12 protein-coding genes are annotated in these 12,915 nt (G+C 68.5%); 5 read left to right on the forward strand and 7 right to left on the reverse strand.

Annotated features, from left to right (window positions below; all coding sequences use genetic code 11):
• Nucleotides 1–22 precede the first annotated feature (22 nt).
• Nucleotides 23–787: an SDR family oxidoreductase gene (locus KY49_RS33110; RefSeq protein ID WP_042588452.1), complete on the reverse strand. Its 765-nt coding sequence runs from the start codon at nt 785–787 to the stop codon at nt 23–25.
• Between the two features lie 593 nt (nt 788–1,380).
• Between KY49_RS33110 and KY49_RS33115 the strand changes: the two genes are divergently transcribed.
• Complete coding sequence (locus KY49_RS33115) at nt 1,381–1,671, forward strand: DUF3331 domain-containing protein (RefSeq protein WP_042588453.1); 291 nt, start codon at nt 1,381–1,383, stop codon at nt 1,669–1,671.
• A gap of 320 nt (nt 1,672–1,991) precedes the next feature.
• Complete coding sequence (locus KY49_RS33120; protein ID WP_042588454.1) at nt 1,992–2,294, forward strand: DUF4148 domain-containing protein; 303 nt, start codon at nt 1,992–1,994, stop codon at nt 2,292–2,294.
• Between the two features lie 163 nt (nt 2,295–2,457).
• On the opposite strand, the gene KY49_RS33125 is transcribed toward KY49_RS33120, so the two are convergent.
• From KY49_RS33125 to KY49_RS33150, 6 genes are all read right to left on the reverse strand, one after another.
• Complete coding sequence (locus tag KY49_RS33125; RefSeq protein ID WP_042588455.1) at nt 2,458–3,645, reverse strand: TauD/TfdA family dioxygenase; 1,188 nt, start codon at nt 3,643–3,645, stop codon at nt 2,458–2,460.
• Nucleotides 3,646–3,667: 22 nt separating this feature from the next.
• Nucleotides 3,668–4,603: an alpha/beta hydrolase gene (locus KY49_RS33130; RefSeq protein ID WP_042588456.1), complete on the reverse strand. Its 936-nt coding sequence runs from the start codon at nt 4,601–4,603 to the stop codon at nt 3,668–3,670.
• 15 nt (nt 4,604–4,618) lie between these two features.
• Complete coding sequence (locus KY49_RS33135; RefSeq protein ID WP_042588457.1) at nt 4,619–5,110, reverse strand: thioesterase family protein; 492 nt, start codon at nt 5,108–5,110, stop codon at nt 4,619–4,621.
• Nucleotides 5,111–5,112: 2 nt separating this feature from the next.
• Nucleotides 5,113–6,078 carry an L-carnitine dehydrogenase gene (locus KY49_RS33140; RefSeq protein WP_042588458.1) on the reverse strand — a complete coding sequence of 322 codons (966 nt, stop codon included), beginning with the start codon at nt 6,076–6,078 and terminating at the stop codon, nt 5,113–5,115.
• A gap of 79 nt (nt 6,079–6,157) precedes the next feature.
• Nucleotides 6,158–7,087: a 3-keto-5-aminohexanoate cleavage protein gene (locus KY49_RS33145; protein ID WP_010089883.1), complete on the reverse strand. Its 930-nt coding sequence runs from the start codon at nt 7,085–7,087 to the stop codon at nt 6,158–6,160.
• A 67-nt stretch (nt 7,088–7,154) separates the two neighbouring features.
• On the reverse strand, nt 7,155–8,108 hold the full coding sequence (locus tag KY49_RS33150) for a choline ABC transporter substrate-binding protein (RefSeq protein WP_042588459.1): 954 nt from the start codon (nt 8,106–8,108) through the stop codon (nt 7,155–7,157).
• Nucleotides 8,109–8,371: 263 nt separating this feature from the next.
• Between KY49_RS33150 and KY49_RS33155 the strand changes: the two genes are divergently transcribed.
• The 3 genes from KY49_RS33155 (at nt 8,372) to KY49_RS33165 (ending at nt 12,843) form a co-directional block, all read left to right on the forward strand.
• Nucleotides 8,372–9,316, forward strand: a complete 945-nt coding sequence (locus KY49_RS33155) for a GlxA family transcriptional regulator (RefSeq protein ID WP_042588460.1) — start codon at nt 8,372–8,374, stop codon at nt 9,314–9,316.
• Nucleotides 9,317–9,808: 492 nt separating this feature from the next.
• A complete protein-coding gene (locus KY49_RS33160) occupies nt 9,809–11,521 on the forward strand; it encodes a M36 family metallopeptidase (RefSeq protein ID WP_042588461.1) in 1,713 nt (570 codons plus the stop codon).
• A gap of 80 nt (nt 11,522–11,601) precedes the next feature.
• The gene (locus KY49_RS33165; protein WP_042588462.1) at nt 11,602–12,843 is read left to right on the forward strand and encodes a M20/M25/M40 family metallo-hydrolase; all 1,242 of its coding nucleotides are present in this window, start codon (nt 11,602–11,604) and stop codon (nt 12,841–12,843) included.
• Nucleotides 12,844–12,915: the final 72 nt, after the last annotated feature.

Consider the following 12,915-nt stretch of genomic DNA (forward strand, 5'->3'; position numbering starts at 1 on the left):
ACGTGCGGTCAGTTGGACACGGTCAGTTGGACCAGCCGCCGTCGATCAGATGGATCGCGCCGGTCGTGAACGACGACTCGTCGGACGCCAGGTACAGCGCGAGCGCGGCGACTTCGTCCGCGCGGCCGATGCGCCCCATCGGCTGGCGCGCGATGAACGCGTCGCGCACCACGTCCGCCGACACCTGGCGCACGCGCGCCTGTTCCGCGATGCGCGCCTCCAGCGACGGCGACTCGATCGTGCCGGGGCAGATCGCGTTGCAGCGAATGCGCTGCTCGACGAAATCCGCGGCGACGGACTTCGTCAGGCCGATCACCGCGGCCTTGGTCGCGCCGTACACGAAGCGGTTCGGCACGCCCTTCACGCTCGACGCGGCGGACGCCATGTTGACGATCGACGCGCCGCCCGCGGCGATCATCGCGGGCAGCAGCGCGCGGATCAGCCGGTACATCGACGTCACGTTCAGGTTCCACGAGAACACCCACGCGTCTTCGTCGCAGTCGAGGATCGTGCCGTGGTGCACGTAGCCGGCGCAGTTGAACAGCACGTCGAACGGGGCTTGCGCGACCGCCAGCCCGGTCACGTCGCGCGCGCTCGTCACGTCGAGCCGCTGCGTCGACAGCGCGCCGCCCGCGCCCTGCGCGTCGGCCGCGAGCCGCGTCAGCGACGCCTCGTCGATATCCGTCGCCAGCACGTCGGCGCCCTCGCGCGCAAACCGCAGCGCAGTCGCCCGGCCGATGCCCTGCCCCGCCGCCGTGACGAGCGCACGCTTGCCCTGCAATCTCATGAGCACCTCTCCCGATGGAGGCCGGCAGCGCGGCCGGCTGATTGGCACAAAGGACTAATGGTCCAACCAATCATAGGAAGCGATCGGCGATTTGTCACGGAACTGGGATTCAGTGTTTTCCCGGGGAAGGAAATGGGGATTTCGGCGGGCATTCGCCTTATTCGCTGCGGCCCGCCGCGTCAACCTGTCAGAAACGTCATGTTCGCGTCAGCGTCGCAACGGGCGCGCCGCGCGATCATGCCGATGCCGGGTCGCGCTGCCGGCGACGCCACGCTTTTCCGCCCGCCGACGATCGTCGCGGGCACTCCGTCCTGCGCGGCGCCGCGCCGTGTCTGAGCGAGCAGACGCGGCGGCGCGACCCGCTTTTTTCGCCCCGGACATCCGTCCGGGGCGCTTTTGTCAACGATTTCTCACGAAAATAAGCGTCGATTGTTTCTGAATCGGCAAAAGGTAATTCGAACGAAGCAGGATGTTTTTTCCGGTCACAGACGCTTACATTTAGCGCACCACTACTGGAAACCGCTACGGAATCGACTTTGGCCAGTGCCATCCACTGCCGGCGCCGATACCGCACGAGCTTTAGGAAACGGCAAATGAAGTCCTCCCAATCCCTGCCTGCGCTCGATCCCGCTGACGTTCACGTCGAAATCCTCGAACGTTCCGATACGCTGCTCGTCGTCCGCTGGGTCGAACCCGGCCGCTGCCATTACGGCGAACAGCGCTGGCGCCGCCGCTTCGCGCAACGCACCGGCACCTGCGCGCTGTCGCGCCAGGTGATCCAGCGCGGCGACGAAGTGTTTCGCCCCGCCGAACGCCCGGCGCCCGCGAACGCCGGCGCGATGATCTCCGCCGCCGAAGTGCTTGCGCTGGCCGGCGGCAAGTAACGCCCCGATCCGGCGTTGAAAGCGCCGATCCATTTCCCCCGTTTGTCTGTTCCGCGGACGCGCATTATCGTTACATCGAACAATGTAATGATTGCGCGGCGCGGCGCATGGCTCCGTCGGCGCGCATTTTCGTCATGCTTGTTGCGCCGTTTGAAACGAAAGCTCATTGAAAGCGTTGTCCGACGCTTTATTTTTACTGCCCAGTAAATAATCTTTAATCAAAATCAGCGTTTACCCTGAAGATCCCGGTGACTAAGATTTCATCAATCGCTTAAGACATCGAGTCGAACGCGAAACCCAATAAAACATCGGAGGTCATCATGAAATCGCTCATTACCGCAGTCGTTGCCGCTACCGCCCTGTCCGCTTCGTTCGGCGCATTCGCGCAAAGCACCGTGACCCGCGCGCAAGTGCGCGACGAGCTGGTCCAGCTCGAGAAGGCCGGCTACAAGCCGGGCGTGTCGAGCCCGTACTACCCGCAGGACATCCAGGCGGCCGAAGCGCGCGTGCACGGCGCCGACAACAGCGGCTACGGCGCGCAAGCCGCGCCGGTCGTCCGCGCAGGCAGCCCGGCCACCGCGACGTCGTCGAACCCGCGCGACTCGATCTTCTTCGGCCAGTAAGCCGACGCGCCCCGCGCGGGCGCCGCGCTTCGCGCGATCCGCATCCGGACGAGCCCTCGAACAGGGCTCGTCTTTTTTGTGAACGACATACCTCCGCCGCCTGGCAACAGGTGGCTTCGCCCGGGCGTTCCGCGTCCGGGCGCTTTTTCGCCGGCGCGACCGCTCATGCCGTGGGCGTCGCCGCGCGCGACAGCACCCGCCACCGCGACAGCAGCTCGTCGCGATCGACGTAACAGCCCTGCAGGTGCCGGCGTCCGGTCGACGGATCGAACTCGGTGCGCGCATGCAGCACCCGCCGGTTGTCGAACGCCCACATGTCGCCCGCGCGCAGCCGCCGCTGTACCCGAAGGCGCGGCTCGCGCGCCAGCGCGAGAAAGCGCCGGTACGCACGGTAGATCGCCGGCATCGACGCGGCCGGCGCGTCGACCGGCCCGCGCAGGAAATTCGCGTGGCGCACCTCGATCACCTCGCGGCGCGCGTTCAGCCCGATCACCGGCGCCGAGCAGCGATAGTCGCTGGCCGCGCTCTTGTTCCAGAATTCGAACGGCGTCGTCGCGAGCAGGGCGAAATCGTCCGGATATGCGTCGCGCAGTGCGTCGGCGAGCGCGAAGCCGTCGATGAAAATGCTGTCGCCGCCCGTCGCGTCGTTCGCGAGGCAATGCAGGAACTGCACGCCCGGCTGCAATTCGCGGGTCGGCAGGTCGGTATGCGGCGGCAGGTTGATCGACGTGTACGCGTTGCTGTCCGGGCGCGGCTTCGACTCGACGTCGAACAGCGCGCCGAAATTGGTCTCGCGCACCAGCCCGACCCGCCGCGCGATCTCGTCCACCCGCCCGCGTTCGGGCGGCACGCCCTCGACCAGCGTCAGCCCCGTGCGCTGCAGCGCGCCGAGCCACGCGCGCAGCGCCGCGTCGTCGTGCATCACGTCGCGCCATGCGAATCCCGCGATCGCGTCCGGATCGTCGCCGCTCCATACATGGCGCCCCTGCGCCGCGTGACGCTCCGCGCGCGACGCGTCGTCGTAGGCGTGCGCCCGGAGCCAGCCGGGCGGCCACGCGCTGCGGTGGCCGTCGCGCCATTCGACGTGCAGCGCGCCGTCGTGGCCCACCTGCACGCCGCGCACCGCGAGCGCGTCGGGCGCGTCGACGATCTCGAACACCTGCTCGCGGGTCTGCGCATGCACGCAGGCCGGACACGAACAGGTGTCGCGCAGCCAGTCGAAGTGAAACGGCGAGCGGCGTCCGTCGCTCCACGCGACGCTCACCAGCCCGTCGCCGAGCGTCGCGGCCGCGATCGTCACGTCGGTGGGAAACGTCCGCCAGTCCTCGATACGCGATGGTGCTGCCTGCATCGTTGCCTCCTCGAATCGAACGCTACGCGCTCGGCGCGCGCAGGAAATCGCCGACCATCCGGTGCATCCGCGCCGCCTGCGGGCTCGTGTCGAGCGCGCGCCAGCAGCCGTGCACCAGCCCCGTTCCCAGCCAGAAGCGCGCGGCGCCGCCCGCCGAGCGAATCCGCTCGACGTAGACCCGCGCATCGTCGCGCAACGGGTCGTGCTCCGCGCCGATCGCGAGCACCGGCGGCAACCCGTCGAAGCGCGCGGCGTCGAGCGGCGCAAGCGCGTCCGACCGGCCGTCCAACTGGCCGTTCCAGTACAGCGCGCGATAGCGATAGACGTCGTCGAGCGTCAGCATCGGCGCATGCGCTTCGGCATCGCGCGCCGGCGGCTGCGGCTCGAAGCCCAGCATCGGGTAGACGAGCGCGACGCCGTCGATGCCCTCCTCCCCCGCATCACGCAGCGCCGCCGCGACGGCCGCGGCGAGCATGCCGCCCGCGCTGTCGCCCGCGAGCGTCAGCGGCCGCGCGCACGGCCCGAACGGCAGCCGTTCCGCGAGCGCCGCGCGGACGACGGCAACGCAATCGTCGAGCGCGGCCGGCGCCGGATGCTCGGGCGCGAGCCGGTAATCGACCGCGATCACCGCGAGCCCCGTGTCGGCCGCGAGACGCGCGGTGATCAGCGCATGACTGTCGAGCGAGCCGACGACGAAGCCGCCGCCGTGAAAGAACAGCACGGTGCCGCGCGGCGCCGCGTGCGCGTGCCGGTAGCGGCGCAGTGCAATGACACGGCCGTCCGGCGCGCGCCACGCGCCGTCGTCCTGCACGATTCCCGGCGGCAGCCCGGCAGGCGTCCACGCCGCCGCGAACCGTTCGTAGATGCGCCGCTGCTCCGCCGGCGAACGCGTGGCCGCATCGGCCGGATACCACGCGTCGACCGCCGCGACGAACGCCGAGATTTCCGTTTCGAGCATCGTTCGCGCGCCGCGCTAGCGGCGTGGCGGCAAGCCGATCACGCGCCCCGCATAAGCGGGCGGCGGGCAATCGCGCTGCAACGCGTGCAGCGCGGCGAGCTGCACGGCGACGTCGTCGTCGAACGGCGTCGACTTCGGGCCGTCGCGCGTATCGACGTGCAGCAGCATCTGCTCGCTCGCCGATACCGCGTCGTCGCGCCCGTCGGCGAACAGCTCCAGATACAGATGCAGCCGCTTCGCGTCGTGCGCGACCACGCGCGCATCGACGCGCACGCGGGCGCCCTCCTTGATCTCGTGCAGATAGTTGACGTGCGCCTCGAGCGTGTAGACCGAGCGCCCCCGCGACTTGCGCGCCGCATCGTCGAGGCCGATCCGGTCCAGCAGCGCATCGGTCGCGAAGCTGAAGATCAGCAGGTAGAACGCATCGCGCAGGTGTCCGTTGTAATCGACCCATTCGGGCCGCACGACGTCGCGGTATATCGTCAGCGGCGTATCGCCCTTCGTCATATCTAGTCCTCGAATCGCATGCCGTGCCGCGCCTTCACCGCGGCGATCGCGCGCAGCACTTCGGTGATGCACTCGTCGCGATAGCGCTCGAGTTCCTTGATGCTGCGCGCGCCCTGCTGCTCGGCCGTGCCGTCGACCACGCGGTCGATCAGCGCGTCGGTCAGCCGCGGCGCGACGAGCTTCGTCCACGGCAATTCGAGCGCCGGGCCGAACTGCCGCATGAAGTGTCGCATGCCCGCGTCGCCGCCCGCGAGCGTGTAGGTCAGGAACGTGCCCATGAACGACCAGCGGATGCCCGCGCCGAAGCGGATCGCATCGTCGATCTCGCCGGTCGTCGCGACGCCTTCGTCGACGAGATGCAGCGCCTCGCGCCACAGCGCTTCGAGCAGCCGGTCCGCGATGAAGCCCGGTACTTCCTTGCGCACGTGCAGCGGCCGCATGCCGAGCTTGCGATAGATCTCCATCGCGGCGTCGACCGCTTCGGGCGCGGTGCGCGCGCCGCCGAGCACCTCGACGAGCGGCAGCAGGTACACCGGATTGAACGGATGGCCGACGACGCAGCGCTCCGGGTGCGACGCGCGCGCGTAGAAATCCGTCGGCAAGAGGCCGGACGTCGACGATGCAATGATCGCGTCCGGCTTCGCCGCACGGCTGATCTGCTCGTGCAGTTCGAGCTTCAGCGCTTCGCGCTCGGGCGCGCTTTCCTGGATGAAATCGGCGTCGGCGACGCATTCCTCGATCGTCGCGACGAAGCGCAGGCGCGCGGGAGAGGCGCCCGGCGCGAGGCCGACGCGTTCGAGCGCGGGCCACGCGTTCGCGACGTTCGCGCGCAACTGATGTTCCGCGCCGAGCGCGGGGTCCCATACGACCACGTCGAGGCCGTGCGCGAGCGCGCGGGCGACCCACCCGCTGCCGATCACGCCGGTGCCGATCGCGGCGAACGTCTTGATGTCGGTGATCACTGCCATGTCGAACGCATCCTTGAAATCGGGTGAAGTGAGACGGCGGGCTTCGCGTCGAAGCCGCCGCCGTCCTGCAATGGAAAGATCAGGCGAACTCGGCGATCGCGCGGCGTTCGAGCAGCCGTTCGCCGCGCGCCGGCAGGCCGAGCTTGCGGCGCCCTTCGGCGGGCGTCAGCACGCGGCCGCCGAGACGCTCGACGATCTCTCTCGCGCGCTCGACGAGCGTGCCGTTGCTCGCGTGCACGCCGCGATCGAGCCACAGGTTGTCCTCGAGGCCGACCCGCACGTGGCCGCCGAGCAGCATCGCCTGTGCGACCATCGGCATCTGCATGCGGCCAATCCCGAAGCCGGCCCAGTGCGCGCCGGGCGGCAGGTTGTCGACCATCGCCTTCATCGTGCCGGTATCGGCCGGCGCGCCCCACGGAATGCCGAGGCATAGCTGGAACAGCGGCGGATCGTCGAGCAGCCCTTCCTTCAGCAGCTGCTTCGCGAACCACAAATGCCCGGTGTCGAAGATCTCCAGCTCCGGCTTCACGCCGAGCTCCTGGATGCGCTTCGCGCCGGCGCGCAGCTGCGCGGGCGTCGACACGTAGATGTAGTCGCCGTCGCCGAAATTCAGCGTGCCGCAATCGAGCGTGCAGATCTCCGGCAGCAGTTCCTCGACGTGCACGAGGCGCGTGAGCCCGCCGACGAGATCGGTGCCCTTGCCGAAGCGCATCGGGTCCTCGCCGGGGCCGATCTCGAGATCGCCGCCCATGCCGGCCGTCAGGTTGATGATGACGTCGACGTCCGCCGAGCGGATCCGGTCGACCACCTCGCGATACAGGCGCGGGTCGCGGCTGCCGCGCCCGGTCTGCGGATCGCGCACATGGCAGTGCGCGACCGTCGCGCCGGCCTTCGCCGCTTCGATCGCGGCGGCCGCGATCTCCTTCGGCGTGACCGGAATCGCCGGATGCTTGCCGACCGTATCGCCCGCGCCGGTGACGGCGCACGTCACGATGACTTCGTGATTCATGCTGATTGCCTCGTTGTGTTCGGGTTGTGTCGTGTGTCTGGTGGATCGTCGCTGCGCGCCGCGGCCGTCACAGGCCGAGATAGGCCTTCACCGCCGGCAGGCCGTCCTTGCCGTCGAACGTCTTCACGCCCGCGAGCCACGGATCGAGCACCTGCGGATTCTTCTTCAGGTACGCCTTCGCGGCCTCGGCCGGCTTGGTCTTGTTCATCACCGCCTGCATCAGCTGGTTTTCCAGTTGCGTGGAGAAGCGCAGGTTCGTGACGAGCTTGCCCGCGTTCGGGCAGCGCGCGATGAAGTCGGGCGCGGTCAGCGTGTAGACGCGCGCTTCGCCGTAGTTCGGGCCGAACGCGGCATCGCCGCCCGACAGGTAGTTCATGCTGATCTGGATGTTCATCGGATGCGGTTCCCAGCCGAGAAACACGACCCACTTCTTGTCGCGGATCGCGCGCTCGACGGTGACGAGCATCCCGGCCTCGCTCGATTCGACGAGCTTGAAGCCGCCGAGCCCGTACTGGTTCGTGTCGATCATCTTCTGGATCGTCGCGTTCGCGCTGCTGCCCGGCTCGATCCCGTAGATCTTGCCGTCGAGCTCCGCGCGATGCTTCGCGATGTCGTCGAACGTCTTCAGGCCGGCCTGGTATGCGTAGCTCGGCACCGCGAGCGTCGCCTTAGCTCCAGACAGGTTCGGCGGCTCGACGACGTTGATCGACTTGCTGTCGAGGAACGGCTGGAGCTGCTTCTGCTGCACGGGCCACCAGTAGCCGAGCGACACGTCGAGCTGCTTGCTCTTCAGCCCCGCGAACGAGATCGGCACCGACGCGATCGTCGTCGTCGGCTTGTAGCCGAGCGCCTCGAACACCGTCGACGCCATCGCGGTGGTCGACGTGATGTCGGTCCAGCCGATGTCGGCGAAGCGCACGGTGCGGCAGGTCGCGGGGTCCGCGTCGGCCTGCGCCGCGCTCGACCACACACCCGCCGCCAGCAAAGCCGCGCCGAGCGCGGCGATCGTTCTCGACTTCATGGTTCCCTCCCGGTTCGACTCAGTGAGCAGCGGGTGTGCGGGATGCGTCCCGGCCTGCATCGTGGACTCAAAAGTAACGGGCCATATTCGCCGCAAGGCGACCGCCGGCGACATTTTCTTGACTGGGTGCGACTATGCGGAGAAACCACTAGATCGAGTGGCGGCCTTGTCAGGCGGGGCCGAGCGGCCGGTCGAATATTGTCCACGCTTGTCCCGTTGCGCCGCCGGCGCTACGCTGCGGTCGTCCAACCCTGCCCGCCACCATGCCCGAGGATTTCCACTTCCTGCTGCTGCCCGGCTTCTCCGCACTCGGCTTCATGTCAGCGGTCGAGCCGCTGCGCGTCGCGAACCGCTTTCGCGCGCAGCTTTACCGCTGGCACGTGCTCAGCGCGGACGGCGGCCCGGTGGCCGCCAGCAACGGTATCCCGGTCGCCGCGGAGGCCGCGTATGCGGACGTGGAGCGCGTCGGCACGGTGTTCGTCGTCGCGGGCTTCGACCCGCTCGTCTGCTACACGCGCGCGCTCGGCGACTGGCTGCGGCGCCAGCACCGGCACGGCGCGACGCTCGGCGGCATCGATACCGGCAGCTTCGTGCTCGCCGAGGCCGGGCTGTTCGATTCGTCGCATCCGCTCACGCTGCACTGGGAAGCGTTGGCCGCGTTCCGCGAGCGCTACCCGGGCCTGAGGGCGACGCAGGAGCTGTTCGAGATCGGCGAGCGGCGCATCACCTGCGCGGGCGGCACCGCGTCGATCGACATGATGCTCGACCTGATCGGGCGACGGCACGGCGCGGACCTCGCGGCGGCGATCTCCGAGCAGTTCGTCGTCAGCCGGATCCGCCAGCGCTCGGACAGCCAGCGGCTCGAGATCGCCGCGCGCTACGGCGTGCACAACCGCAAGCTGATCCAGGTGATCGGCACGATGCAGCGCCACATGGAGACTCCGCTCGGGCCCGACGCGCTCGCCGACGAAGTCGCGATCACGCGGCGCCAGCTCGAGCGGCTGTTCAGCGCGACGCTGAACGACACGCCGACGCGCTTCTACCTGAACCTGCGGCTCGACCGCGCGCGCGAGCTGCTGCAGCAGACCGACATGAGCATCACGTCGGTGTGCGTCGCGTGCGGCTTCGAATCGCCGTCGCACTTCTCGCGCACCTATCGCACGCGTTTCGGGATGAGCCCGCGCAGCGACCGCCGCGCGCTGCGCTGACGCGCCCGCGCACAAAACCGCGGAATATTGCGCAATCCTGCATCATTTCCGGCCGCTCGATGAACAATCACGCCAATTGCTCGACGAATCGAAGCGTGCTTCGAAAATAATTTGCAATGTTCACGAAAATGTTCTGTAACATGTAAAAAAATAGATAGGCAGCCTAACGAGGCGAACACGCCGGCCGACGCGAGTCGAGCATGCAGGCTGCCACGCCAACTTTGATCCGAGGGGTATGACATGACGATGCTCGATACGCCGTCGCAGCACCTGCCCGCCGTCCGCTTCTCCCCGTCTTCCGCCGTCCGGCGGTCCGTTCGCATTCCACCTCTTTCCTGTTTCGCTTCGACCTGACGCTTAGCTCTCCTTAGTCAGTCGCAGCGCCGCAACGCGCGTCGACGCGCCGGCTTTCACAAGCCGGCGCGCGGGCCGTGTCGTACCTGCGCCTCGCGAGGGCGCGGGCTTCCCCAACCGTTGAATCGAGGATGACGTATGCAAACATCACGCAAGGCACTGCCGTTGGCACTGAGCATCGCGCTGGGTTTCGGCGTCGCAACCAGCGCCGCCGCCGACCACAAGAACGGGGACCCGCAGGCGTCGAGCCTGCGCGAGAGCCTCACGCGCGGCGTCGCGCCGCCCGCCGCGAATTCGGATGCGCCGAACGGTCAGTTCCGCGCGGACGGCGTCGCCGTCACGCTGTACAACCCGCCCTATCAGGCGAAGAAGGCCGCCGCCACGCCCGCGGCGACCGCGCGCGACTTCGTCGCGTCGCAGGCCGCCCGGCTCGGGCTCGACGCGGCCGCGCTCGCCAGCCTCGTCGTCACGTCGGAGCGCAAGGACCCCGACTTCACCGTCGTGCGCTTCCAGCAGCAGGCGGCCGGCCTGCCGGTCTACGGCAGCGACATCGCGGTCACGGTCGGCAAGGACGGCCGCATCCTGTACGTCGCGAGCAACGCAATCAGCGGCGCCGCCCCGAAGTCCGCCAAGTCGCAGGCCGTCGACCAGCAGCAGGCGCTCGACCGCGCGCGCGCGTATCTCGGCGTGAACGGCTTCGTGAACGTCGACGCGCAGCTCGTCGCGTTCGTCGACGCCGCCGGCACGCATACCGCGTGGAAGGTGCGCGGCAAGCCGCAGAACGGCCCGAAGGGCGACTGGGAACTGCTGATCGACGCGGGCAGCGGCGAAGTGCTGCGCGCCGAGGACAAGGCGTTCTACGCGACCGACGGCACCGGCTTCGTATTCCGCCCCGATCCGCTGTCGCCGACGAAAAGCAGCTACGGCAGCACCGGCTACAAGGACAGCAACGACGCCGACTCCACGCAGCTGACCGCCGCGCGCGTGCGCGTGACGCTGAAGGAGCTCGCGCAATCGGGCTCGACCTACAAGCTCTCCGGCCCCTACGCGTCCTGCGTCGATTTCGATGCGCCGCTCGACAAGGCGTGCCCGGTGCAGGCGACGCCGAATTTCGAGTTCACGCGCGGCAACCTCTATTTCGAGGCGGTCAACGCGTACTACCACATCGACACGTTCCTGCGCTACGTGAACCAGACGCTCGGCGTCAAGGCGCTGCCGTACCAGTATTCGGGCGGCGTGCAGTACGACCCGCACGGCGAATCCGGCGCGGACAACTCGTCGTACTCGTCGGGCAGCGGCAAGCTGACGTTCGGCCAGGGCGGCGTCGACGACGCGGAGGACGCCGACGTGGTGATCCACGAACTGGGCCACGGCATCCACGACTGGATCACCAACGGCGGCCTGTCGCAGCAGGAAGGCCTGTCGGAAGGCACGGGCGACTACCTCGCCGCCGCCTACAGCCGCGACTTCAACCAGTGGAGCCCGTCCGACGCGCAATACAACTGGGTCTTCAACTGGGACGGCCACAACGAGTTCTGGGGCGGCCGCGTGACCAACTGGAACGTCGGCCGCACCTATGCGCAGGCGCGCGGCGCCGAGATCCACACGGCCGGCCAGTACTGGGCGTCGTGCAACCTCGTCGCGCGCGACGCGATCGGCGGCGCGGCGATGGACAAGGCATTCCTGAAGGGCCTGTCGATGACCAACGGCTCGACCAACCAGAAGGCCGCCGCGCAAGCCGTGATCAACGCCGCCGCCACGCTCGGCTACAGCGCCGCGCAGATCACCGCGATCGGCAACGCGTACAACAAGAGCTGCACGTACGCCGTGACCGTGCCGACGAAGTCGTGACACCGCAGCAGGCCGGGGCGGATCGCACGACCTGCGAGGCGCCCCGATTTCTCGACATCACTACCCTGATGAGATCGAACATGCCTACTTCATCGCTGAAACTACTGAGCGCCGCGCTATGCGGCACGCTGTTCGCCGTGGCCGCGCACGCGGCGCCCGTGTGGATCACGCTCGGCGACGGCGCCTACCGCCAGCTGCAGCGCATCGACGCCGGCGCGACCGCGCGGTACACCACGACGGTCCCGGCCGGCCAGGCCGCCGACGGCGCCGCCCGCCGCGACACCGTCCACGTCGTGCAGGTCGACGACGCCGTGCTGGGCGAGCTCGCGCACGCGGTGCACCGCAGCCGCGGCCACGGGCCGGGCTACGTCGTGCACGACTCCTACGACGAAGCGCGCCAGGCGCTGCAGCCGCTGCCGCTCGCGAAACAGGCCGCGCCCGAGTACAAGGTCGCGGATTCCCAGCAGATCCGCAACTGGGTCCAGCAGCTTCAGGCCAGCAACATCGTCGGCACGATCACGTCGTTGTCCGGCTTCACGAACCGCTATTACACGACGTCGCACGGCGTCGCCGCGTCGGACTGGCTCGCGCTGCAATGGAAGCAGCTCGCGGGCGCGCGCGCCGACGTCACCGTCGAGCAGTTCGCGCACACCGGCTGGCCGCAGAAATCGGTGATCCTGACGATCAAGGGCAGCGATCCCGCGGCGGGCACGGTCGTGCTCGGCGGCCACCTCGATTCGACCGTCGGCTGGACGACCGAGAACACCCGCTCGCCCGGCGCGGACGACGACGCGTCCGGCATCGCGAGCCTGACCGAGGCGCTGCGCGTGGTGCTCGCGAACAACTACAAGCCGAAGCGGACGATCAAGTTCATCGGCTACGCGGCGGAGGAAGCCGGCCTGCTCGGCTCGAAGGCGATCGCGAAGCAGTTCCGCGCGCAGAACGCGAACGTGGTCGGCGTGCTGCAGCTCGACATGACGAACTACAAGGGCGACGCGAAAGACATCTACCTGATCTCCGACTACACGAACGCCGCGCAGAACACCTACCTGTCGAACCTGGCGCGCACCTACTTGCCGGAGCTGACGGTCGGCACGTCGCGATGCGGCTATGCGTGCTCGGACCATGCGTCGTGGAACGCGCAGGGCTATCCGGCGTCGTTCCCGTTCGAGGCGGACCAGAACGACAGTCCGTACATCCATACCGTGAACGACACGCTGGAGAACTCGGATCGCCAGGCCAACCACGCGCTGAAGTTCGGCAAGTTGGCGCTGGCCTACGCGGTCGATCTCGGCGACGGCGGCACGGCAGCGAGGCCATGACGGCGCGCGGCTGAGCCGCTCGCAGGCGCGAAAGCGAAACGGGCGCAAAACGGGCGCGAGCGGCTGTTCGCG

This window comes from Burkholderia sp. MSHR3999, from assembly GCF_000833595.1.
Taxonomy (GTDB): domain Bacteria; phylum Pseudomonadota; class Gammaproteobacteria; order Burkholderiales; family Burkholderiaceae; genus Burkholderia; species Burkholderia ubonensis.

What these genes read in the sequence shown, in the direction of transcription:
- KY49_RS33150 (WP_042588459.1), bottom strand. Translation starts at nt 8,108, where the DNA reads ATGAAGTCGAGAACGATCGCCGCGCTCGGCGCGGCTTTGCTGGCGGCG.
- KY49_RS33145 (WP_010089883.1), bottom strand. Translation starts at nt 7,087, where the DNA reads ATGAATCACGAAGTCATCGTGACGTGCGCCGTCACCGGCGCGGGCGAT.
- KY49_RS33160 (WP_042588461.1), top strand. Translation starts at nt 9,809, where the DNA reads ATGCAAACATCACGCAAGGCACTGCCGTTGGCACTGAGCATCGCGCTG.
- KY49_RS33155 (WP_042588460.1), top strand. Translation starts at nt 8,372, where the DNA reads ATGCCCGAGGATTTCCACTTCCTGCTGCTGCCCGGCTTCTCCGCACTC.
- KY49_RS33115 (WP_042588453.1), top strand. Translation starts at nt 1,381, where the DNA reads ATGAAGTCCTCCCAATCCCTGCCTGCGCTCGATCCCGCTGACGTTCAC.
- KY49_RS33125 (WP_042588455.1), bottom strand. Translation starts at nt 3,645, where the DNA reads ATGCAGGCAGCACCATCGCGTATCGAGGACTGGCGGACGTTTCCCACC.
- KY49_RS33130 (WP_042588456.1), bottom strand. Translation starts at nt 4,603, where the DNA reads ATGCTCGAAACGGAAATCTCGGCGTTCGTCGCGGCGGTCGACGCGTGG.
- KY49_RS33120 (WP_042588454.1), top strand. Translation starts at nt 1,992, where the DNA reads ATGAAATCGCTCATTACCGCAGTCGTTGCCGCTACCGCCCTGTCCGCT.
- KY49_RS33110 (WP_042588452.1), bottom strand. Translation starts at nt 787, where the DNA reads ATGAGATTGCAGGGCAAGCGTGCGCTCGTCACGGCGGCGGGGCAGGGC.
- KY49_RS33165 (WP_042588462.1), top strand. Translation starts at nt 11,602, where the DNA reads ATGCCTACTTCATCGCTGAAACTACTGAGCGCCGCGCTATGCGGCACG.
- KY49_RS33135 (WP_042588457.1), bottom strand. Translation starts at nt 5,110, where the DNA reads ATGACGAAGGGCGATACGCCGCTGACGATATACCGCGACGTCGTGCGG.
- KY49_RS33140 (WP_042588458.1), bottom strand. Translation starts at nt 6,078, where the DNA reads ATGGCAGTGATCACCGACATCAAGACGTTCGCCGCGATCGGCACCGGC.